General features: G+C 46.5%; 21 protein-coding genes. 11 read left to right on the plus strand and 10 right to left on the minus strand.

What is annotated here, in order from left to right; genetic code table 11:
• Window positions 1-4: 4 nt before the first annotated feature.
• The 6 genes from HHL16_RS02680 to gldC form a co-directional block, all read right to left on the minus strand.
• Window positions 5-1,450 (minus strand): POTRA domain-containing protein, encoded by a 1,446-nt coding sequence (locus HHL16_RS02680; RefSeq protein ID WP_169423599.1) that lies wholly within the window; start codon window positions 1,448-1,450, stop codon window positions 5-7.
• Window positions 1,451-1,470: 20 nt separating this feature from the next.
• Window positions 1,471-2,130, minus strand: a complete 660-nt coding sequence (locus tag HHL16_RS25290; RefSeq protein WP_346766820.1) for a CBS domain-containing protein — start codon at window positions 2,128-2,130, stop codon at window positions 1,471-1,473.
• 171 nt (window positions 2,131-2,301) lie between these two features.
• Entirely contained in the window at window positions 2,302-3,078 is a 777-nt protein-coding gene (locus tag HHL16_RS02690; protein WP_169423600.1) for an alpha/beta hydrolase, read from the minus strand.
• A 149-nt stretch (window positions 3,079-3,227) separates the two neighbouring features.
• Window positions 3,228-3,770: a CvpA family protein gene (locus HHL16_RS02695; RefSeq protein ID WP_169423601.1), complete on the minus strand. Its 543-nt coding sequence runs from the start codon at window positions 3,768-3,770 to the stop codon at window positions 3,228-3,230.
• A 32-nt stretch (window positions 3,771-3,802) separates the two neighbouring features.
• A complete protein-coding gene (locus HHL16_RS02700) occupies window positions 3,803-4,258 on the minus strand; it encodes a GatB/YqeY domain-containing protein (RefSeq protein ID WP_169423602.1) in 456 nt (151 codons plus the stop codon).
• A gap of 15 nt (window positions 4,259-4,273) precedes the next feature.
• The gene (gene gldC, locus HHL16_RS02705; protein WP_169423603.1) at window positions 4,274-4,621 is read right to left on the minus strand and encodes a gliding motility protein GldC; all 348 of its coding nucleotides are present in this window, start codon (window positions 4,619-4,621) and stop codon (window positions 4,274-4,276) included.
• A gap of 318 nt (window positions 4,622-4,939) precedes the next feature.
• Here gldC and HHL16_RS02710 point away from each other — a divergent pair, with 318 nt between their 5' ends.
• From HHL16_RS02710 to rpiB, 7 genes are all read left to right on the plus strand, one after another.
• Window positions 4,940-6,133 carry a choice-of-anchor E domain-containing protein gene (locus HHL16_RS02710; RefSeq protein ID WP_169423604.1) on the plus strand — a complete coding sequence of 398 codons (1,194 nt, stop codon included), beginning with the start codon at window positions 4,940-4,942 and terminating at the stop codon, window positions 6,131-6,133.
• 65 nt (window positions 6,134-6,198) lie between these two features.
• Window positions 6,199-6,948: a DUF4290 domain-containing protein gene (locus tag HHL16_RS02715; RefSeq protein WP_240965738.1), complete on the plus strand. Its 750-nt coding sequence runs from the start codon at window positions 6,199-6,201 to the stop codon at window positions 6,946-6,948.
• A gap of 91 nt (window positions 6,949-7,039) precedes the next feature.
• On the plus strand, window positions 7,040-8,347 hold the full coding sequence (murA, locus tag HHL16_RS02720) for a UDP-N-acetylglucosamine 1-carboxyvinyltransferase (protein WP_169423605.1): 1,308 nt from the start codon (window positions 7,040-7,042) through the stop codon (window positions 8,345-8,347).
• Window positions 8,348-8,370: 23 nt separating this feature from the next.
• On the plus strand, window positions 8,371-8,949 hold the full coding sequence (gene gmk, locus HHL16_RS02725) for a guanylate kinase (protein WP_169423606.1): 579 nt from the start codon (window positions 8,371-8,373) through the stop codon (window positions 8,947-8,949).
• Between the two features lie 133 nt (window positions 8,950-9,082).
• On the plus strand, window positions 9,083-10,354 hold the full coding sequence (locus HHL16_RS02730; protein ID WP_169423607.1) for a hemolysin family protein: 1,272 nt from the start codon (window positions 9,083-9,085) through the stop codon (window positions 10,352-10,354).
• 152 nt (window positions 10,355-10,506) lie between these two features.
• Window positions 10,507-11,319 carry a twin-arginine translocase subunit TatC gene (gene tatC, locus HHL16_RS02735; RefSeq protein WP_240965743.1) on the plus strand — a complete coding sequence of 271 codons (813 nt, stop codon included), beginning with the start codon at window positions 10,507-10,509 and terminating at the stop codon, window positions 11,317-11,319.
• 32 nt (window positions 11,320-11,351) lie between these two features.
• Window positions 11,352-11,804 (plus strand): ribose 5-phosphate isomerase B, encoded by a 453-nt coding sequence (rpiB, locus tag HHL16_RS02740; protein ID WP_169423609.1) that lies wholly within the window; start codon window positions 11,352-11,354, stop codon window positions 11,802-11,804.
• A gap of 73 nt (window positions 11,805-11,877) precedes the next feature.
• Here rpiB and HHL16_RS02745 read toward each other — a convergent pair whose 3' ends face one another.
• The 3 genes from HHL16_RS02745 to HHL16_RS02755 form a co-directional block, all read right to left on the minus strand.
• On the minus strand, window positions 11,878-14,028 hold the full coding sequence (locus HHL16_RS02745) for an LTA synthase family protein (protein ID WP_169423610.1): 2,151 nt from the start codon (window positions 14,026-14,028) through the stop codon (window positions 11,878-11,880).
• A gap of 590 nt (window positions 14,029-14,618) precedes the next feature.
• The gene (locus HHL16_RS02750) at window positions 14,619-15,593 is read right to left on the minus strand and encodes a deoxyhypusine synthase family protein (protein ID WP_169423611.1); all 975 of its coding nucleotides are present in this window, start codon (window positions 15,591-15,593) and stop codon (window positions 14,619-14,621) included.
• A 133-nt stretch (window positions 15,594-15,726) separates the two neighbouring features.
• Window positions 15,727-16,170: a hypothetical protein gene (locus HHL16_RS02755; RefSeq protein ID WP_169423612.1), complete on the minus strand. Its 444-nt coding sequence runs from the start codon at window positions 16,168-16,170 to the stop codon at window positions 15,727-15,729.
• A 409-nt stretch (window positions 16,171-16,579) separates the two neighbouring features.
• Between HHL16_RS02755 and HHL16_RS02760 the strand changes: the two genes are divergently transcribed.
• From HHL16_RS02760 to asnB, 4 genes are all read left to right on the plus strand, one after another.
• Window positions 16,580-17,173: an ACP phosphodiesterase gene (locus tag HHL16_RS02760; protein ID WP_169423613.1), complete on the plus strand. Its 594-nt coding sequence runs from the start codon at window positions 16,580-16,582 to the stop codon at window positions 17,171-17,173.
• Between the two features lie 126 nt (window positions 17,174-17,299).
• Window positions 17,300-17,860, plus strand: coding sequence for a DUF2911 domain-containing protein (locus tag HHL16_RS02765; protein ID WP_169423614.1), 561 nt, complete (start codon window positions 17,300-17,302; stop codon window positions 17,858-17,860).
• Window position 17,861: 1 nt separating this feature from the next.
• Window positions 17,862-18,503: a DUF2911 domain-containing protein gene (locus HHL16_RS02770; protein WP_169423615.1), complete on the plus strand. Its 642-nt coding sequence runs from the start codon at window positions 17,862-17,864 to the stop codon at window positions 18,501-18,503.
• A gap of 12 nt (window positions 18,504-18,515) precedes the next feature.
• Window positions 18,516-20,369: an asparagine synthase (glutamine-hydrolyzing) gene (gene asnB, locus HHL16_RS02775; RefSeq protein ID WP_169423616.1), complete on the plus strand. Its 1,854-nt coding sequence runs from the start codon at window positions 18,516-18,518 to the stop codon at window positions 20,367-20,369.
• A gap of 45 nt (window positions 20,370-20,414) precedes the next feature.
• Here the strand turns inward: asnB and HHL16_RS02780 are convergent, their stop codons facing one another.
• Window positions 20,415-20,846: a hypothetical protein gene (locus HHL16_RS02780; protein ID WP_169423617.1), complete on the minus strand. Its 432-nt coding sequence runs from the start codon at window positions 20,844-20,846 to the stop codon at window positions 20,415-20,417.
• Window positions 20,847-20,851: the final 5 nt, after the last annotated feature.

Raw genomic sequence — 20,851 nt, forward strand, 5'->3', positions numbered from 1 at the left:
TTGCTTAAAACTCATTCTTGATGTGTAAAAATAGCCCCTTTTGCCCTAATTGATTGAAGCTATAGTCGAACCGGAAGATAAAATCGTAAAACGTTACGATGTCTACGCCGGCTCCATACGTGTACAGTGATTTATTTACCAGGGAGTTATTGAGCTGATTCTGCATCTTGTCTTTGTTATAGGCATAACCCAGATCGGCAAACGTTCTGGCATAGATGCGGAAAGGTATCTTATCGTGCGATTTGGATTTGATGAAAGTAGGAATGGAAAACCTTACCATCTCGCGGCGAAGGGTTTGCCGGCTCATCACTGCAGCTACGCCATCGATTACGTATCGTTCCAGTCCGCGGAGATAGAGATCGCCATACCCGAAGAGACGTTGATTGATATATGGCTGATCGAACGGAACCCGCACCACACCATTGCCCTGCCATCCGAAATACCATTTTTTGGCGAGCTTCCATCCTTTGGAGAATCGTCCGCTCAATTCCCACATATTGTTCTTAGAATCGAAGCCGCGTTTCAGCAGGCTGGCTTCGGCCTGTATGCCGGTGAGCGGAAAATGGATATAATCTACATTCACATATTTCAGTGTGTAGGAAATTTCGGGGTAGGAAATGGTAGCTGTGTTTCCCCCGAAATATTTGGGACTGTAACGGGTAAGTCCGGTATCGGCCACCTGTTTGGTGTAAGCCACTCTGAAGTTATGCCAGGTGCGAAGCCCGGGCCGGTACTGATACTCGATATAACCGCTGTATTTTTTCAGACCGTCGCGTAAGGTATCGATATAACGTTGCTGGTTATCCGTAGTAAGGTAATTGATCTCCTTATTGGAAGAATAGGTGAAACCTATGCGGTATCCGTGTTTCAGGGTTTTATCGGCATAGGGCTGATCGTACTGAAACTGCAGCTGGCGGGTGTATCCGGTGATGAGCCAAAGGCGGAGTTTATCGTTTCTCCCTGTGAAATTATACCAGGTGAATTTGAATCCGTAGTTGAGGCGGTCGGCGCTGTAGCCCTGCTTGGACCATTCAGAAAGATTGCGGTCTACCGGTTTTACGTAAGGCAGTGGAAAGATGTACCATCGTTCTTTCACTTCGATGTTCACATCCACCACATATCCTCTGAAAGATTTGAGAGAGACCACCACTTCATTGAAAAGGCTGGTGTTGAAGAGTTGTCTTCTTCCTGTTTCAAATCCGTTTACAAGATCTGTAAGGTAGATGGAGTCGCCTGTTTTGAAGGGCAACTCACGTTCTATGATATACGATTTTGTTCTTTTATTGCCTTCGATATAGATCTTACCTACTATGAATGGAGTGGGCTGGGCTTTATCGATGTATGGATTTACTGCGTGCGGATCTGGCAATGTATCGGGCAATTGCTGTGCACGCGAAATGGTGCACCACAACAGAAAGAGACATATGGTAATCAGATATTTTTTTCCCATCAGCAAGCGCTTATCGCAGCTTAGATATTGAGGTAATTCATCAGGTGGTCGTAATTGCTTCTCAGTTCATTTTCGTACTGTTCTTCGCCAAAATAATATTTCACCTGATATTCATATCTCTGGAAGGTAGCTACAATGTCGGAGATTTCAAACTTGCTGATCTTCATAGTTACGAAGAAGGCTGCTGCACTGTTATCCCATTGTGTGTTCAGCTGGGTGATCTGTGCATCGTTTGTTTCTACGAGCTTGCTTATTTCTGAGAAGGAGAAGTTGCGTTGTTCCATTTCAAGAACAATGATGCCTCCGGGTTCATTGGCTCCGGTGGTTTTTCCCAATTGTTTGAGGAGATCGGGAACGGTGATCACACCGATGAATTCATTGTCTTTTTCCGTGATGGGCACCAGTGAGAGGTTGTGCTCGTTGGCCATCTGAACGGATTCGAGGAAATGGGAGTTGGCTCTTGCGCTGATCCGGGAGAAGTGGCTTTCGATGGTCTGGAGCAATGCGTTTTCGTCGGCATTCATCAGATCGTCTTCAGCGGTAAGGCCCAGGTATTTGTCGTCGGCTACAACGGGAAGCTGTGCCACATGGAACTCAGACATCAGTTCCATAGCCTGCAACACGGTATCGCCCGGATTGAGCGAAGGAATGGCGGTTGATATGAGTTCTTTGTTTAACACAGAATGATTGCTGTTTGATTTTTACCAATGATCAATGAGTTCCAGGTAAGGTTCAGTGATTTTCAGCTAGCAAAAGCAGAAGGCATTCAGAGCAAATAAGACCACACGTACCAAGTTGTTCCGGCTTTCCATGAAGCATCGGGAACCGTTCTTTACCTAAGACGACAGGAATCAATGAACCGCTGCGGGCTCATTTAATTTTGTTAGAAATTTGTGCAGGATCTGATTGAATTCTTCAGGTCTTTCCATCATTGGTGCATGGCCGCATTTGTCGATAAAATGCAGTTCGCTGTTGGGAATCAATCGCTGGAACTCTCTTGCCACGAATGGAGGAGTTACAGAATCGTTGTTTCCCCAGATCAGTAATGTAGGTTGTTTGATCTGGTTCAGTTCTTCGCCGAGGTTATTTCTGATAGCGCTTTTGGCGAGAGCAATGATTTTGATCGCCTTGATGCGGTTATTGGTGATTTCGTATACCTCGTCCACAATTTCTTTGGTAGCTTTTGCGGGGTCGAAGAATACATTCTCCGCTTTTTTGCGGATATATTCATAATCGCCTCTTTTGGGATAGGTATCACCCATTCCGTTTTCGAAGAGGCCAGAGCTTCCTGTAAGGGTCAGAGATTTGATCCTTTCAGGGTTCTTGAGAATATGAATAAGTGCCATATGCCCTCCCAGGGAGTTACCAAGGAGATTAATGTCTTTGTAGTCCCTGTATTCAATGAACTTCTGAACATGCTTCTGCATTCCACCCACAGAGGTGTGGAGGAGATCCAGGTCAAGCAAGGGGATCATGGGCACCACTACTTTATAATGGGGCCGGAAATATTCTATCAAATCAGCGAAGTTGCTCAATGCACCGAACAAGCCGTGCAACAGCATTAATGGTTCTCCCTCTCCTTCTTCGATAAATTTGAATTTGTCCGCCTGTTTGATCTCGTAATTCATCAGTTAAATCGGTTCAATTCAGTCAAATATTCGCTAAAGTAAACGATTTACCTCAAAAAAGGCATCGTTGAAATTTCAGCTGTTAAATTTTACTGTAAACTACTAATTTTTTGTGTCATTTCTATTATCCTGTCCGGTCGTTTCGGCATTTACTGTGTGGTTGCTTTTTGAGCGAGCCTGTCGAAAAATGCTTCAAGATCACCGAACATATCCCTGAATGCGGGTATCAGCTTACCGAATCCATCGATCACCCAGGGCCCCAGCGGTTGGATATACGCGTAGGTAACTGATTGTTGAATGGCTGTGGGGCTGATCAGTTTCAGTTGTTCTGCATAGAACAATATCACACTATAGGCGAGTGTATATATTATTATGTACAACAGAATTCCTCCCAGTTTGTTGGCCCAGCCCAGCAATGCCACTTCGAGTGTTGCTTCGAGAAGGTTTGCTCCCCATCTGATCAGCAATACTACTCCGATGAACACTGCCGCAAAAGAAATCACCGGCACCCATTGTGCAGAAATGCTGGTGCTGTCTTTCAGCCATCCCGCTACTACTATGGAAAGCTTCATGGCTGCTGCTATCCCGATGATCAGTCCGATCACAGAGAAGATCGCAATTACCAATCCACGCTGCCATCCTCTGATAACAGCCATGATCAGCATGATGATAAATATTATATCAATGATCATGTAATACTAATAACGGGGCTCTTCGCTTTTTCTTATTTACTGAGCAACTCTTTTACTGCAGCGCTGATAGATTTTCCATCGGCTTTGCCTGCGAGTTGTTTGGAAGCTACTCCCATTACCTTGCCCATATCAGCTGGTGATGAAGCGCCTGTAGCCGCAATAATCGCTGCCACTTCTGCTTTCAGCTCTTCTGCACTCATCTGTTTGGGAAGAAATTTTTCAATCACTGCAATTTCTTCTTCTTCTTTCTTTGCAAGGTCTTCTCTGTTCTGTTGCTGAAATATTTCCAGTGAATCTTTGCGTTGCTTCACCAGTTTCTGCAATAGTTTTATTTCTGCATCTTCCGAAAGATCAGCTCCTGCTGCTCCTTCTGCTGTTTTAGCAAGAAGGATGGCAGACTTGATGGCACGGAGACCGCGTAATGCCGCCTCATCTTTTGCCAGCATGGCTGCTTTCAGATCTGTATTCACCTTAAGTTCAAGGCTCATAGGAATAATTTATTGTTATGCTTTGTTCTGCTCCATCTGAATTTCCTGGAAACGCTTGTAAAAGTCCTGTGCAAACTGCTTCATGCTGTTTACCAGTTCTGCCTGGTGTGTCGAACGCTCGAAGCTGTCTGCCATGGTCATGAATGTCTGATAATAGAAATCAGCCATTTCGTCCACCATCATGTCTTTGGTCCAGAGGTCTACGCGAAGCGCGCTTTTGTCGTTGCCATCCCAGAAGCTCAGCATCATGGCTTTTGCCTGACGTGCATTTTCTGCTGTGCTGTCTGTTGCACTCCAGTTGATATTCTCAGGTACACGCTTATCATCGAGGTGTACATCTATTGTGATAGTTGATTTTGTCATGTTTTTATTGACAATCAGAATTTTTAGAAAAAGATGAAGCCCAAAAATACGGGGAATAATCCTTTTGGGAAGGGTTGTATGTTACTTCTCTGGGAAATTATCCACTTTTTAACGCCCTCTGATACCAAAAACCAATAGCGCCCGTTTTTATGTATAGCCCTAAGGAACAGTAATTAATCCGGCTGTTCCGGAACGAACCCTACGCTGAAAATTATGCCCGTCACTATCGGAAGGATACCATCTGCCCGAAAATGACGCGGTGGAATTTACGGCTGCGACCACCAGAAAAATCCTATCCGAACATGAAATGCAGTACCTATGAAACACATTTATTACACTTTTCTCAGCGGCTTCGTCTGCTTCCTTGCGTTAGTTTTTCCCCTTGATCTTTCTGCTCAATGCAGTACGTGCCCCGGCGGCACTCCGAGTTTGACCATCGAGCATATTGTTGTGCTCGATACCACCACTGCCAGTACCAACACCATCAGTTTTCCGAAATTTCCTACGGCTACAGGCACTTTGGTATGCGCCACTTTGTACGATACATTCTCGCTGGTAACCGTTTCAGGAGCCAGAAACAGAGACCCTTATGCTAAAGTAGCCAGGTTTTTGTTATCACTTTCACCCAGTATCACCGGGCCCGGTGGCATGAACATCAACGACAATGTGATGAGAAGTTATGGTCCCACTACGCTCAACTCATTCAATACTCCGGGAGACTCCACTACCTATGGCCCCGATACCGTTTTCAATAATGTTCATCATCAGCAGACAGTAACGGGTGCCGGTGCTTATCTCGGTGCCGGAACCATCGATTTTACGTTTGATATCAGTGGGGGATTGATTCCTCAGTTGGGCGGCATGAACTACAATCTGAGCGTTAACGGTAAACTGTGGGGGAAATTCAAACTGGTCTATTCTTATTGCCCTACTACGCCGCTTCCTGAAATTTTCAGGCAATTCACGGCTACCAAACAGCCCGATCATACTATAAAGCTGCAATGGAACGTTTCAAATGAAGAAATATCCAATTCTTATGAAATCGAGATCAGTTATGATGGACGTACGTTCGTCCCTGCCGGGAAAATTGCCGGACAATATGCTGCTCAGGGTGCTTCAGCAAAATACAACTATCAGTTCCTTCCTGATAAAACTGCTTCAGGCAAATTATATGTCAGAATCAAACAGCTCAATGCTTCGGGACACGGCCGCTACTCTGCCGTCCGCCAGGTAGGCCTCGGCACCAATACGCCGGTTAGTTATATCACCTACCCCAACCCTGTAAAAGATCAGGTTACCATTCAGGCCGACCAGCCACTGAAAGGCAGGTACCGGCTGGAACTCGTATCCGGGGCGGGACAGACCGTTTTTACCCATACCCTTAACGTAAACAATTCCAGCATTCTGCAGCTGAACATACCGCCCGGCATCACTCCGGGTATATATTTTCTCAGAAGTAGAGCCCTTTCAGACGGAAACATACAGACATTTAAAGTATTGATAAACCGTTAAAGAAGCTGGCAGACAGGCTGCGGGAAAATATTTTACAAACCAAAAGTTTGTTACATTTGTCCAATATGCAAGCAGAAGTAGAAGAAATGGAATATAATACTACCAGGAATCACCTCATCATGCGTGAATATGGTCGCCATATTCAGAAGATGGTTGAGTACCTGCTTAGTATCGAAGACAGAGAGACCCGCCAGCGCAACGCTTATTCAGTGATTGAACTGATGGGATTTCTGAATCCACACTTAAAGAACGTAGAAGATTTCCGTCATAAATTATGGGATCACTTATTTCTGATCTCCGATTTTAAGTTGGATGTGGACAGTCCATATCCTATCCCCACCAGGGAGACGCTCAAAGCGAAGCCAAAACCGCTTCCTTACCCCAAACGCTATCCGAAATTCTCTCACCTCGGCAAGAACCTCGAGATCGTTATCAACAAGGCGCTGAAAGAAGAGAACCCGGAAAAACGTCAGGGATTTGCCAATGCAGTAGCCTACTACATGAAGTTAGCCTACAACAACTGGCATAAAGAGCAGGTGCACGACGATGCCATCCAGGGCGAACTGAGCAATATCACTCAGGGTCAGCTCACCTTTACCAATACACCGTTCGTTCGTCAGCAACGTCACTCAGAAGGTGGCCGTGAGCGCGACAACCGCGGATATGGCGACTACCGCAACAAACGCGGCGGTGGCGGCGGAGGCGGTAAAAACTTCGGCCAGCGCGACAATCGCGGAGGCGGTGGCGGCAACAACAACCGCAACGACCGTGATAACCGTGGCGGTGGTAAATTCAATAAGAAAAGATACAAATAACGTCTTCGGTTTATACCTTTGAAAAGTTGATCATCCTGCATGATCAACTTTTTTTGTTAACTCATTCACTCAACAATCATCAACCAACAATATGCCTTCCTTTGAAGTAACCGGTAGCAAAAAGCTCAGCGGCTCCATCGTTCCGCAGGGCGCAAAGAACGAAGCCTTACAGATCATCAGTGCCGTGCTGCTCACTCCCGAAAAAGTTACCATCACCAATATCCCCGATATTCTCGATGTGAACCTGCTGATAGAGCTGCTGGCAGATATGAATGTGAAGGTAGAAAGACCGCAGCGCGACACCTGCATCTTTCAGGCAGACGACGTAAATATCGATTATCTCCATAGCGAAGCATACCGCAAAAAAAGCGGGCAGCTCCGCGGCTCCGTAATGCTCGCAGGTCCGCTGCTGGCGCGGTTCCGCAAGGCATTCATCCCCAAACCCGGTGGTGATAAGATCGGTCGCCGCAGGCTCGATACACATATCATCGGGTTCGAGAAACTGGGTGCCGAATTCACTTATCATCCGGAGGATGGATTCTTTCACCTCAACGCTCCCAATCTCAAAGGCACTTACCTGCTGCTCGACGAGCCATCCGTAACAGGTACCGCCAATATCGTACTCGCGGCAGTAATGGCAAAAGGAGTTACTACCATTTACAATGCAGCCTGCGAACCATACTTGCAGCAGCTTTGCCGCATGCTCACGCGTATGGGCGCCCGCATTCAGGGCATCGGAAGCAATCTGCTCACTATCGAAGGTGTAGATTATCTCGGAGGAACAGAACACCGCATGTTGCCCGATATGATCGAGATCGGATCTTTCATCGGCCTCGCCGCCATGACGCAAAGCGATATCACCATCAAAAATGTTGGCCTCGAAAACCTTGGGGTTATTCCTGATAAATTCCGTCAGCTCGGTATTCAAATGGATTTTGTGGGGGATGATATTCATGTACCCGCACAGGATTCTTATGAGATCCAAACCTTCCTCGACGGATCTGTACTCACCATTTACGATCATCCATGGCCCGGCTTCACGCCCGACCTGCTGAGCATTGTTCTGGTAGTGGCAACTCAGGCGAAAGGATCTGTACTCATTCATCAGAAGATGTTCGAGAGCCGTCTCTTTTTCGTAGATAAACTGATAGATATGGGTGCCCAGATCATCCTCTGCGATCCGCACAGGGCGGCGGTTATAGGCCTTGGCCGCGAGCAATCTTTGCGTGGAATCACCATGAGCAGTCCGGATATTCGTGCGGGGGTATCGTTGCTGATCGCTGCACTGAGTGCAGAAGGCAAGAGCACCATTCAGAACATCGAGCAGATCGATCGCGGTTATCAGAATATCGATACGCGTCTTCGCGCACTGGGTGCAGATATCAAGCGAATTTCATAACCTTTGCAGCTTATTACCTCTTTATGGCCTTCGATCCACAAAATAAGATCATCATCATCACTGCTCCATCGGGAGCAGGAAAAACATCCATCACCCATTATCTGCTGGAAAAATATCCGCAGCTGGCATTCTCCATTTCAGCCGCCACGCGTCAGGCGCGCGGCAATGAAAAAGACGGCGTGGATTATTATTTCCTCTCTGCCGAATCGTTTCAGGAGAAGATCCAGCACCAGCAGTTTGTGGAATGGGAAATGGTGTACGAAGGCAAATATTATGGTACCCTCAAATCGGAACTGGAACGCATCTGGAACAACCATCAGGTGCCTGTTCTCGATATCGATGTAAAGGGAGCCATCCACGTTCAGCAGCAATACCCCGATTCTACCCTCAGCCTCTTCATTGAACCGCCTTCCGTGGACGAACTGAAGAAAAGGCTTCAGAGCCGGGGTACCGAAACCGAAGAGAGCCTGGCGGCCCGCGTAAACAAAGCCTCTTACGAGATCTCCTTCAAACATCATTTTCATCGCATTGTGATCAACGACCATCTTCCGCGTGCCCGCGAAGAAGCCGCCCGCATCATCGAAGATTTTCTGGAATTGTAGAAACTTTTCACCCGGAAAAGACGTTTATTATCTTTTGGTCAAATAAAAGACTGAGGGCCATTTCATAGCGCATAAAATAGTCATATTTATTTTATGTAATCCCCCGGCTTTTGTATAGATTCGTATACGAAGTATGAGTTTAGCAGTTATCATCGCTCTCTGCGGAGCGATCTTTTTTATCGCTTACTTTTCCGGAATTGAAGTAGCCTTCACTACCGCTAACCGGCTCAACGTGGAACTGAAAAAGAACCAGGGAGCCAGCGGCATTGCTTTTCTTTCCAGTCTCTACGATAATCCATCGCGATTCATCGGAACCAATATTGTTGGTTACAATACATTTCTGGTAATTGCTGTATTGCTCGGAAGCGCCGGTCTCGATCTGCTGGTGAAAAGATCAGAGATAATGGGCAGCCTGATGCCGATTCTGCTGATGATGGAAATAATCCTCAGCTGGATCATCATCATCATTCTCGGAGAGTTCATTCCCAAAGCTATCTTCCGTGCAAAAGCAGACAGCACGCTGAGTTTCGCAGCCCGCAGCGGATTGCTTGCATTCTGCGATTCGCTCTTTTTCTGGGTAGCCAATCTCTTCACCAAACTATCCATCTTCATCCTCAATGTAATCTTCGATATAAGAATCGATAAGAAGAAAGAGACCTTCAATCGTGCCGACCTCGATACGTTTACACAGAACAATACCGATCAGCATAGCCTCGAACACCAGGATCTCAAAACCGAACTGTTCGAGAATGCACTCAGTCTGCCCAAAGTGAAAGTGCGAGACTGTCTCGTTCCACGCAAAGAGATCGTGGCAGTGGAACTGAATTTCGACATCGAAAAAACACGCCATCTCTTTGTTGAAACCAAACTCAGCAAACTGGTGGTGTACGAAGAAAATATCGATCATATCGTAGGTTATATTCACCAGCTCGATCTGTTCAAGCAGCCAGCCTCCATAAAAGATATGCTGCTGCCGATTCCCGCCATTCCGGAAAGCATGAGCGTTACCGACCTCATCAATAAATTCACACGCGAGCGCAAAAGCATCGCATGGGTGGTAGATGAATTCGGTGGCACAGCCGGCATTGTTACCATGGAAGACCTGCTCGAAGAGATCTTTGGCGAGATCAAAGACGAATACGATACCGAAGAATTTGAAGAGAAGCAGGTGTCTGAGGATGAGTACATTCTTTCAGGAAGGCTCGAACTCGACCACCTGCGCGAAAAATACGGACTGCAGTTCCCTGAGAACGATTCTGAAACCCTCTCCGGGTTCATCATTCACCAGCATGAAACCATTCCCAAGCTGAAAGAACGCATCATTATCGGCCATTACGAATTTGAGGTACTGAATGTAAGCGACACCAGAATTGAAATGGTGAGGCTGAAAATCCTCAAAATTTAATGCCGTTAAGCTTATTCATTACTACTCATTAACAGGATTATTGCATAATCCAGCGTTAATAACCTTAAATTTGCCCCGCTTTTCATGATGATCAGCGATATTTTCCGATGGCACTACAATTCTTAAAAAAGCGAGCCCCTGAAGAGAACGAGATGACTTTCATAGATCATCTCGAAGCCCTGCGTTGGCATATCATGCGTTCACTGCTTGCTATCATCGCGGGAGCAATTGTGGCTTTTGTGTATATCGACTGGATTTTCGATAACGTGATCACAGCCCCCTTGCAGGCTGATTTCACTACATATATTTACCTGTGCAAATTCAGCGAGTGGATTGGTGCCGGACAGGCACTCTGCCTCCCTCCTCCTGCCAATGTTGAAATGCAGACCATCACATTCGGGTCGCAGTTCATGAGCAGCATCACCATTGCCTTTTCATGCGGATTCATTATTGCATTCCCCTATATTTTCTGGGAGATCTGGCGGTTCATCAAACCAGCCCTCACTCCCAAAGAACTGAAAAGCACCAGAGGCGCGATCTTCTGGGTATCCTTATTCTTCTTTTTAGGCGTAGCATTCGGTTATTTTCTGCTGGCGCCTTTCACATTCAGCTTTCTGCTGAACTATACCATCGGCACCAAACATCTGCTGGTTGCCCGCCCTACACTGGCTGATTACATGGAGAACCTCATCGATATCATTATTGGTGCGGCATTGGCATTTCAACTGCCGATCATCTCCTATGTGCTCACCCGTATCGGACTGGTTACACCGAAGTTCCTCACCACGTACAGAAAGTATGCGTATGTGGCCATTCTGGTGATTGCAGCCATCATTACGCCATCACCCGACTGGATGAGCCAGATGATTGTGTTCCTCCCACTTTGTGCTCTGTATGAATTCAGTATCGTTATTTCCCGCCGCGTATTCAAAAGGCAGGAAGCGAAAGATAAAGAGTGGAACTAATCCCTGATTCAGCAACTTAATAATCTTGCTATATGAGCTCATTCAATCTTTCATTGCCCATCGCCATTGGCTGTGATCATGCCGGCTACGAATACAAAACTGCCATCGTAAAATGGCTGAACGAAAAAGGATATCAGGTGGCCGACATGGGTGTATATGAAAACAAGTCTGTTGATTATCCCGATTATGCGCATCCTGTAGCCGACGCAGTAGAAAAAGGAGAAGTAGCATTCGGCATTCTCATCTGCGGAAGTGCCAACGGCGTTGCCATCACTGCAAACAAACATCAGGGAATCCGTGCCGGGCTTGCGTTTGAGACCGACGTAGCCAAACTGATCCGTCAGCACAACGATGCCAATGTGATCTGCATCCCTGCAAGATTCGTTGCATTGGATTATGCCATCAACATGGTGAACCTCTTCATCGAAACACCATTTGAAGGAGGCAGACATCAAACCAGAGTTAATAAGATCGCCTGCTCATAATTGCAGCCGTCTTCAAAATACAAATGGCAACTACCGCGGTAGTTGCCATTTTTTATTGGAGGAAGTTCAATGCTTAGTTGTTAGGCGCAGCGCTTGATTTGGGATCATCGGGATGTTTGGTGTACTTCTTATTTTTTATCAGCCATGATGCAGTCTGATAATACGCAATCGCCTGTGTAACCAAACTATCGGTAGCCTGCACTTTCGCAGCATCACCCGTTTTGAAATCTGGTTTGAATTGTGCGATCTGCTGAACGGGAGATTGAATCACCAGCATGCTGTCGCGCATATAACCGAGCCCCTGGTAAGTACTGATGAATGCACGTTCGCGGCCTTCGGGCAATGCGAAAATATCCTGTCCGAAGAACTTCGATTTGTAATTGAACTTCAGCAGTCCGAGGATGGTTGGTGCAATATCGATCTGAGCAGTGAGTTTGCTGAATTTCTGCGGAGTGAGGCGTGATGGGCTGTAGATGATCATCGGAATATGATATCCTGTAACAGGCAATTCAACACTGCCTGCACTGCCCGCGCAATGGTCGGACACAATCACGAACACCGTGTTGTTGAACCATGGTTTGGAGGATGCATCGCGGATGAATTTGCCGATGGAGTAATCGGTATATTTCACAGCACCTTCGCGAACCTGTCTGGAAGAAGGAATGTCGATACGGCCATCAGGATAAGTGTATGGTCTGTGATTGCTCACCGTCATGATCTGTGAGAAGAAAGGTTGCTTCTTCGCATAATTCTCATCGAGCTTTCTGAGGGCAAGCGTAAACAGATCCTCGTCTGCAACGCCCCAGATATTGGCGTAATGAATTTCTTCGGGCTTCAATGCTTTTCTATCGATCACTTCGTAGCCATTGGCAGAGAAGTAGGCATTCATATTGTCGAAGTAACCATATCCTCCGTAGATGTATTGTGTTGCATATCCTTTGGAACGGAAAACGCTTCCGAGAGAGAACAGGTCGCCGTTATCGGGACGCTTCACAATGCTTTGTCCGGGTGTAGGAGGAATGGCCAGAGAAAGGGCCTCTAATCCACGTACAGTGCGGGTTCCGCTCGCATAGAGGTTGGTGAAGAAAATGCTTTTATCGGCAAGACTGTCGAGGCATGGAGTGATGTTTTTATCGCTGCCGAATGCACGCATGAAACTTGCGCTGAGGCTTTCCACACTGATCATTACCACATTCAGTTTCTCTTCGGGTTGCTGATAACTGATTTGTCTTTCGAGATTGAAAACATCGTCAGAAGTGAAAGTGCTGTTGGGCACCTGCAATTGCTGACGCATCACTTTGAAAGCTTCTGCATCGGGCATTGTTTTGTAGTAACGATAGAAGTCGAGTTCGTTATTGCGGAATGCAGCGGCGAATTCGAAGATGCCGTTGCCGGCGAGTTCGTTTGCATAGGCGTTGCTGCTGAATCTTTTCAATCTGTTGTCCAGTGCTAATGTTGTAATGGCAGGCAATGCCAGCAGGCAAACAGCTACGATAGTGCGCTTTCCAATAGGCATGTGAGCGCTGTTGGTATTGCGGATCACATTTCTGCTTAGGTATACGATGGTGAATGTGAGCAGCAGCACAACGGCAATGATCCATCCAATGGGGTAAGATTCCTGAATATTGCCTACTACTTCATTGGTGTAGATCAGGTAATCCACTGCAATGAAATTGTATCTGCCGGAGAATTCGTTCCAGAAGAACCATTCGCTCACGGCATTGAAGAGCAGCAGGTACACTACCAGAGAAAAATCGATGAAGAGAACAGCTCTGCGCCATTTTGCTCTGAAGGCAGCACCTTTCCAGGCGAGCAGCAGAAAGATGAGCAGTCGCGCGATCACCAGTCCGATTACAGCTTTACGCAGATCGGAGTTGAAATCAGCGGGCACCAGTTGAGTAAAGATCAGCACCAGGATCAATGCCACATAAAATAACGCCACCCATTTTCTGAGTTTGGGGCCGTATGCTTTTTCGCTGGTAAGCCAGATATGAAGAACAAAGGGAATGATGATGTAGGAGCTCACGGCCAGATCATAGAGCAGGCCGATGCCAAAAACGCCCAATACATTGGAGAAGCTCCAGTCGAACGAATCACTTACACGCAGCAGCAGCGCCACTCTTGTAAGGAAGGTAATACTCAGATAGATGAGTACGAGCAGCAAAACCATCCCGTACCGGCAATTCAGCCAATTGCCAAAAAAACTTCGAAGTCTCTGTATCATGGGTATGTATTGGGTTCTAGTTGAAAAGGAAACGATAAAGTAAGCTCTAAAATTTGAATTAATTCTAAAATATCAGCAAGAAAACTGGATACAGCTGCTTACCCCTACTTGGTTTCAGTGAGATGATACGCTGATGTAGGGCTTCAGGGGCAATTTGCATTCAAAGGGATAGTGAAATCCGGCGCCAAAATGCCGTATTTCCCTATCCCTTTGCTGCATCAGCATGAGAGGGCGAGAACAATGCCAACATTCTTATTGCAACTAATATCAATTTCAAAATAATGATGATTCTCGAAATCAGTGAAGCAGGTCAGGATGGCGGGTGATGCTTTCACGACCTTCAAATCTGTTGCACCAAAGCCTGGGTTCCGCTATTGCCCTATCCTACCTACCACTGTTGACCGGAGCTTCGACACTGCCCGGCAGATTTGGCGGCGTGAAAGCATCACACGGCATCCGGCCTGAGATGGCAAGCTCAGTTCCGCAATAACATCAGCGCAATAAAAAACCGGTCAGCAACTTCCTCTAACGTTGATTGCTCAACGCTGAATTAGTCAGCTGACCGGTTGCTATTTGCTAAAGCAGGTAAATTACCAGCCCAGCAGATATGCGAATATCAATGGAGCTACGATGGTAGCGTCGCTTTCAACAATGAATTTCGGAGTATGGATATCCAGTTTGCCCCAGGTGATTTTCTCATTGGGAACAGCTCCGGAATAGGAACCGTACGAAGTGGTAGAATCAGACACCTGGCAGAAATAGCTCCAGAACGGAACATCATGCCATTCGAGATCCTGGTACATCATCGGAACTACGCAGATAGGGAAATCACCTGCGATACCGCCACCAAGCTGGAAGAAGCCTACACCTTTTCCGCCGCTGTTCTGACGATACCAGTCTGCCAGCCATACCATGTACTCGATTCCGCTCTTCATGGTAGTAGCTTTCACTTCGTTCTTGATAACGTACGAAGCGAAGATGTTACCCATGGTGCTGTCTTCCCATCCGCCTACAACGATCGGAAGGTTCTTCTCAGCAGCGGCAATCATCCAGCTGTCTTTGGGATCGATCTCATATCCTTCTTCCATCACTTTGCTCAGCAACAATTTGTACATGAACTCGTGAGGGAAATATCTTTCTCCGGCTGCATCAGCATCTTTCCAGAGTTTGGCGATGTGCTGCTGAATTTTACGGAATGCTTCTTCTTCGGGAATGCAGGTATCGGTTACGCGATTCAGACCTTTTTCGAGTAACTCGTACTCCTGCTCAGGAGTGAGATCACGGTAATTGGGAATGCGTTGATAATGTGAATGTGCCACCAGGTTCATGATGTCTTCCTCGAGGTTGGCACCAGTGCAACTGATGATGTGAATTTTATCCTGACGGATCATCTCGGCCAGTGAAACGCCCAGCTCTGCTGTACTCATGGCTCCTGCAAGCGTTACCATCATTTTGCCACCTTCCAGTAAATGGGTTTCATAACCTTTAGCAGCATCCACCAGCGCCGCCGCGTTGAAGTGACGGTAATGATGCTGAATAAATTGTGAGACAGGTCCTTTACTCATGATCTTATGATTGTTTATGGCGGCAAAGGTAATATAATTGAAAACAAGTATGTCCGGGAGCAAATTAAAAGTCCCTCCGCAAACGCGAAAGGACTTCATCTTTCCAACTAAAACCAACTAAAACTAAGTTTGGCTATGATGTTTTTACTTTTTTGTAAGTCTGCCAGCCGTAGCTATTGTCCGATTTCAGCACTACCGTTTGATCGGCACTCTGGATGGTAATAAAATACTGCGTATTTCCTTCGGAAGAAATCTCAAAGAGATCGGTGATCCAGAACTCGGAATAGCTCTTTTTCAGATTGCTCAGTAAAGTGATGGGCAACTGAGAAGACGTGATATTGCGTGTGAGCGCAAGCAACTCACCGCGTTCTTCGTAATAGGCGAACATCGTTTGCCCGTTCAGTTTAAAAGTTGCCTTTTGCATTGTTTTGCTGATCTCCCAGTTTACATCCTGTGCACCTGCAAATTCTCTGTTGAATGATTGAAGAACCTGCTCACTTACCTCTTCTCCTGTGCGGGCGAAGCTGCTGAATCCGATCAGCAGAGCAAAAACGCCCATTAAAACTGCCTTTTTCATGATTGACTGTATTGTATATATTGATTGTACTTGTGATGGTGATCCGGAGGATATTGTTCTCTTCAATAAGACGCAACTTCTTTTCAATTGTTACAGTGCGCCACTCAAAAAGTTCAGGTGATATTGGCTTTATTGAGTGATGCAAAAATACACCGGGTTTGCAGCGCTCATAGCTAATAATGACCAATGGCACGAAAGCCAACTGCGGACTGTTTTGAATTGAACCGAAGCCCAAAAAGCTGTGCAACAAATCCTCCCAAAACCTTTACCCGCCTAACATTGCTGCGATTAGCCAATTTGCTCACAACACACAGTTAAGCCTACGTTAAATTGGATCACAGATACCGCTTATCAAATTAAGGCATGGTGTTATGTTTGGCAGGCGGCTGCAAAAACTGTAAATTGTTGTGTGAATTTTTTAGCGCACGCATACCTCTCATTCGACCGGCCCGATATTCTCGTTGGCAATATGATCAGCGACTTCGTAAAAGGAAAGCAGAAACTCAATTTTACTACGGGAATTCAAAAAGGCATTGCACTTCACCGTGATATCGATTCATTCACAGATCATCATGAAGCTACCAAAGCAGCAGCCGATCTTTTCAGACCGGTGTACAGATTGTACAGCGCTGCCTTCGTGGATGTAGTGTACGATCATTACCTCGCCAACGACAGCAGGTACTTTACAGAAACCAGTCTCTTTGATTTTTCTCAACGGGTGTACAACACACTCGATAAACAATACGAAGTGCTGCCTCCCAGATACCAGCAGATGCTTCCCTACATGAGAAAACAGAACTGGCTTTTCAACTACCGCAACCGATGGGGAATTGCCAACAGTTTTGAGGGAGTGGTTAGAAGATCAACCTATCTCACCGAAAGCAAAATGGCCTTCGAAATCTTCGAATCCAATTTTACCCAATTACAGGATCTGTACGATCAATTCTTCCCGGAACTCCGTGCATATGCCAATGGCAGGCTGCTTGAGCTGGACGGCGAATAATTTTAACCATTTTTTATTGCGATTTCGCAAACAACCCAACCGGTTCTCAACTGCCGCTCGTACTTTAGTGAAAATTTTTTCCGCTCCTAAACTGTTATTTTTGCGGTTCAAATCAATGTTACAGGTATGAAGTACAGGATGATGACCCTGCTCTTTCTTGCAGGAATCGTGACGGCCACCGCCCAAACCAAGCCCCCGGCAATCGACAAGTCCCCCATGGACATGAGCTACTATCCGTGCAATTATCCCGTTCTGCGCATCCAGAACAAAGTGACCGAGCCCCTCTGCGCCCGCGTGGTCTACAGCAGACCCCAGAAAAACGGGAGAAGCGTTTTCGGAGAACTGGTGGAATATGGCAAGATATGGAGGCTCGGCGCCAACGAAGCCACTGAAATTGAATTGTATAAAGACACCAAGGTGAAAGGTTCCAAACTGAAAAAAGGAAGGTATACCATGTATGCCCTGCCAACCCAGGATAAGTGGACCATCATCTTCAATAAAGAAACCGATATCTGGGGCGCTTTCCAGTACGACGCAACCAAAGACGTGCTCCGTGTTGAAGTAACCCCCGAAAAAGTTGCCGAGAATGCTGAAGCGTTCACCATGATTTTCGATAAATCTGCCGGCGGTGTGAACCTCCTGATCATGTGGGACAATATGAAAGCCGCTTTACCCTTTTCATTCTGATATGCCTGACATCCGAACATATTTTTTCTCCGCAGCGTTGATCGCTGGTATCGCCCTTACCTCCTGCAGCTCTGACAAGAACAAAGGAAGCAACACCGTTACCATTAATCAGAACCCAACAAACGCCATTTCAGACAGGCTTGCCCAGGCCGGACTGGATAAAAGTCCCATGGACATGGCCTACTTCCCCACCGAATACCCAAAACTGAAAATGGCCAACAGCAATCTGGAAGCACCCATTGCACGCGCCATCTTCAGCCGCCCTCAGAAAGGAGGACGCAGGATCTTCGGAGAAGTTGTAAAATACGGCAGCACCTGGAGAATGGGCGCCAATGAAGCCAGTGAGCTGGAATTCTTCAGAGATGTGAACATCAAAGGCAAAACCGTTCCCAAAGGACGCTATGTGATCTACGCCATTCCTTACGAAAACGAATGGACCATCATTCTCAACAATGATCTCTACACATGGGGACTAAAGATAGACTCCACCAAAGACGCCTATAAATTCACCATTCCGATTGCGAAGACAAATTTCCCTTTCGAGGTATTCACCATGGAATTTGCACCAGCTGAAGACAAGAACAATATGCAGCTGATTATGGAGTGGGACAGCATCCGGGCAATACTGCCTATAAAGTATTAACTTGATGCCATTATGTGTGGCATCGCAGGCATTATCTCACGCAATCCTTTACTGGCAAGCAGTACGAGAGTACAGCACATGATCAACGCCATCCGCCATCGCGGACCGGATGGTGAAGGTATTGCTGCGCTTACCCACAATGGTGAGACTTCGGCGATATTGGGGCACCAGCGACTGGCCATCCTCGATCTCAGTCAGCTGGGTGCACAACCCATGCATTACCTCGATAACCGTTATTGCATCGTACACAACGGAGAAGTGTACAACTACAAAGAACTGAGGCATACCCTTCAGCAAGCCGGTTATCATTTCCAGTCGGAAACAGATACCGAAGTGATACTCGCAGCATACGACTGCTACAAAGAAGAATGCCTGCAGCATTTTGAAGGCATGTTCGCATTTGCTATCTGGGATAAAGAAAAACAAGTGCTCTTCGCAGCGCGGGATCGCTTCGGAGAGAAGCCATTTTTTTATTTGGAGGATGCAGAACAATTCATCTTTGCAAGTGAAATGAAAGCGCTCTGGGCCGCCGGTATCGATAAGGAGCCGGACGAAACCATGCTCTATAATTTTCTCACACTGGGGTATATTCAACATCCCGGCGATGGGGCACGCACATTCTGGAAGAACATCCGGCAGCTTCCTGCAAGGCATTACCTGATCTACGATCTGAAGGAAAAACGGCTAACAGTACATCCTTACTGGGATATTGATACAGATGCGATCGATCGGAGCATCACTCCCGAAAAAGCGGTTGAGCGTTTCAGTGAGTTATTCCTCGAATCGGTATCGAACAGATTACGAAGTGATGTTCCTGTGGGAACTTCGCTCAGTGGCGGGCTGGATAGCTCATCGGTACTGGCTACAGTCTGCAAACTTACGGGTCAGCCTGTTCATACTTTCTCTGCCATCTTTCCAGGGTTTGAGCGTGATGAGTCTGCGCATATCAAAACAGCCGCTGACCACCTGAAAGTGAAATCACACACAGTGCAGCCATCTGCCACGGACCTGATCAGCGATTTCGAGAAAGTCTGCTATCATCAGGAGACACCTTTTCAGTCTTCCGGCACACTGGCACAATACAAAGTTTTTCAGCTCGCAAAAGAACAGGGCATTACTGTTCTGCTCGATGGACAGGGCGCCGATGAAACACTTGCCGGCTATCACAAGTACTACGCCAGCTACTGGCAGGAGTTGGGAAGAAGCAACCGCTCATTGCAAAAAAAAGAAATAGCCACAACAAAGCAACTAGGCATTAACGTTAGTTGGGGATGGAAGAATCAGCTGGCGGGAGCATTCCCTTCACTGGCAGCCTCTTACCTCTCGGGAATCAGATCTAAACAACAACGGGAACTGAAAGACCTGGAACCCGCTTTCACAGCCAGTTTCGGAGCATCACACTATGCCAGTCCACATATCGATTCACTGAGCGGACAACTCTACTACAACAGTTTTCTCAACGGTCTTGCAGAACTGCTGCAATATGCCGACCGCAATTCGATGGCCAATGGCTGCGAAGTTCGGCTACCCTTTCTTTATCACCCGCTGGTAGAATTCATCTTTTCCCTTCCTTCGTCGTTCAAGATCAGGAATGGTTATACAAAATGGATTCTCCGTCAATCGATGAATCAGCAACTACCGGAATCGATTGTCTGGAGAAAAGACAAAACAGGTTTTGAAACGCCGCAAAAAAGCTGGATGGAATTGCCCGATGTGCAGGATTATGTGCAGGAAGCCAAACGTACCCTCGTGAATAAAGGCATACTTCAATCTGCAGTATTGCATAAAAAAATTCAGCCGCAGGAAATCCATGCGGCTGACAATTTCGATTGGAGATATTTGGCGGCTGGTACGTTGTTAAGATAGATAGACTTTTTTCCGGCTGAGAGAGTTACGCACTAGCCCACCAAATTATCCCTTTTTATACTTCTCGTATACACTGGTATTTCCTGAGTCGTCTACTTTAATGGTTGTCCAATGTTTGGCATCTTCCATTTTAACGTAGTAGTTTACCACGCCTTCAGCAGTGATCTCTGTTACGCCAAACAATGTTTTTGTGGGATATGCTTTCTTTACTGCATTGAGAATGCCGATCGGAAGCAGATTGGGCTCATAGTAACGGGTAGATCCCATCATATTGCCGTCTTTGTCGTAATTCACTTTGGCACGAACCTTACCACTCACGAAGCTAACAGTGTAGTAGTTGTCGTATTCTGCCCATTTTACCTCTTCTGCGTTGGCAAATGTTTCTTTGAAAGATTTCAATACTTTCTCGTTCGGATCAGCTGCATAGGCGCCTGCTGCGAGCAGCACGGAGCAAAGAATGAATAATACTTGTTTCATGGCTA

The sequence above is a fragment of the Pseudoflavitalea sp. G-6-1-2 genome (genome assembly GCF_012927185.1).
Lineage (GTDB): Bacteria > Bacteroidota > Bacteroidia > Chitinophagales > Chitinophagaceae > Pseudobacter.

What these genes read in the sequence shown, in the direction of transcription:
- HHL16_RS02680 (WP_169423599.1), bottom strand. Translation starts at nt 1,450, where the DNA reads ATGGGAAAAAAATATCTGATTACCATATGTCTCTTTCTGTTGTGGTGC.
- HHL16_RS02690 (WP_169423600.1), bottom strand. Translation starts at nt 3,078, where the DNA reads ATGAATTACGAGATCAAACAGGCGGACAAATTCAAATTTATCGAAGAA.
- HHL16_RS02695 (WP_169423601.1), bottom strand. Translation starts at nt 3,770, where the DNA reads ATGATCATTGATATAATATTTATCATCATGCTGATCATGGCTGTTATC.
- HHL16_RS02700 (WP_169423602.1), bottom strand. Translation starts at nt 4,258, where the DNA reads ATGAGCCTTGAACTTAAGGTGAATACAGATCTGAAAGCAGCCATGCTG.
- gldC (WP_169423603.1), bottom strand. Translation starts at nt 4,621, where the DNA reads ATGACAAAATCAACTATCACAATAGATGTACACCTCGATGATAAGCGT.
- HHL16_RS02710 (WP_169423604.1), top strand. Translation starts at nt 4,940, where the DNA reads ATGAAACACATTTATTACACTTTTCTCAGCGGCTTCGTCTGCTTCCTT.
- HHL16_RS02715 (WP_240965738.1), top strand. Translation starts at nt 6,199, where the DNA reads ATGCAAGCAGAAGTAGAAGAAATGGAATATAATACTACCAGGAATCAC.
- murA (WP_169423605.1), top strand. Translation starts at nt 7,040, where the DNA reads ATGCCTTCCTTTGAAGTAACCGGTAGCAAAAAGCTCAGCGGCTCCATC.
- gmk (WP_169423606.1), top strand. Translation starts at nt 8,371, where the DNA reads ATGGCCTTCGATCCACAAAATAAGATCATCATCATCACTGCTCCATCG.
- HHL16_RS02730 (WP_169423607.1), top strand. Translation starts at nt 9,083, where the DNA reads ATGAGTTTAGCAGTTATCATCGCTCTCTGCGGAGCGATCTTTTTTATC.
- tatC (WP_240965743.1), top strand. Translation starts at nt 10,507, where the DNA reads ATGACTTTCATAGATCATCTCGAAGCCCTGCGTTGGCATATCATGCGT.
- rpiB (WP_169423609.1), top strand. Translation starts at nt 11,352, where the DNA reads ATGAGCTCATTCAATCTTTCATTGCCCATCGCCATTGGCTGTGATCAT.
- HHL16_RS02745 (WP_169423610.1), bottom strand. Translation starts at nt 14,028, where the DNA reads ATGATACAGAGACTTCGAAGTTTTTTTGGCAATTGGCTGAATTGCCGG.
- HHL16_RS02750 (WP_169423611.1), bottom strand. Translation starts at nt 15,593, where the DNA reads ATGAGTAAAGGACCTGTCTCACAATTTATTCAGCATCATTACCGTCAC.
- HHL16_RS02755 (WP_169423612.1), bottom strand. Translation starts at nt 16,170, where the DNA reads ATGAAAAAGGCAGTTTTAATGGGCGTTTTTGCTCTGCTGATCGGATTC.
- HHL16_RS02765 (WP_169423614.1), top strand. Translation starts at nt 17,300, where the DNA reads ATGAAGTACAGGATGATGACCCTGCTCTTTCTTGCAGGAATCGTGACG.
- HHL16_RS02770 (WP_169423615.1), top strand. Translation starts at nt 17,862, where the DNA reads ATGCCTGACATCCGAACATATTTTTTCTCCGCAGCGTTGATCGCTGGT.
- asnB (WP_169423616.1), top strand. Translation starts at nt 18,516, where the DNA reads ATGTGTGGCATCGCAGGCATTATCTCACGCAATCCTTTACTGGCAAGC.
- HHL16_RS02780 (WP_169423617.1), bottom strand. Translation starts at nt 20,846, where the DNA reads ATGAAACAAGTATTATTCATTCTTTGCTCCGTGCTGCTCGCAGCAGGC.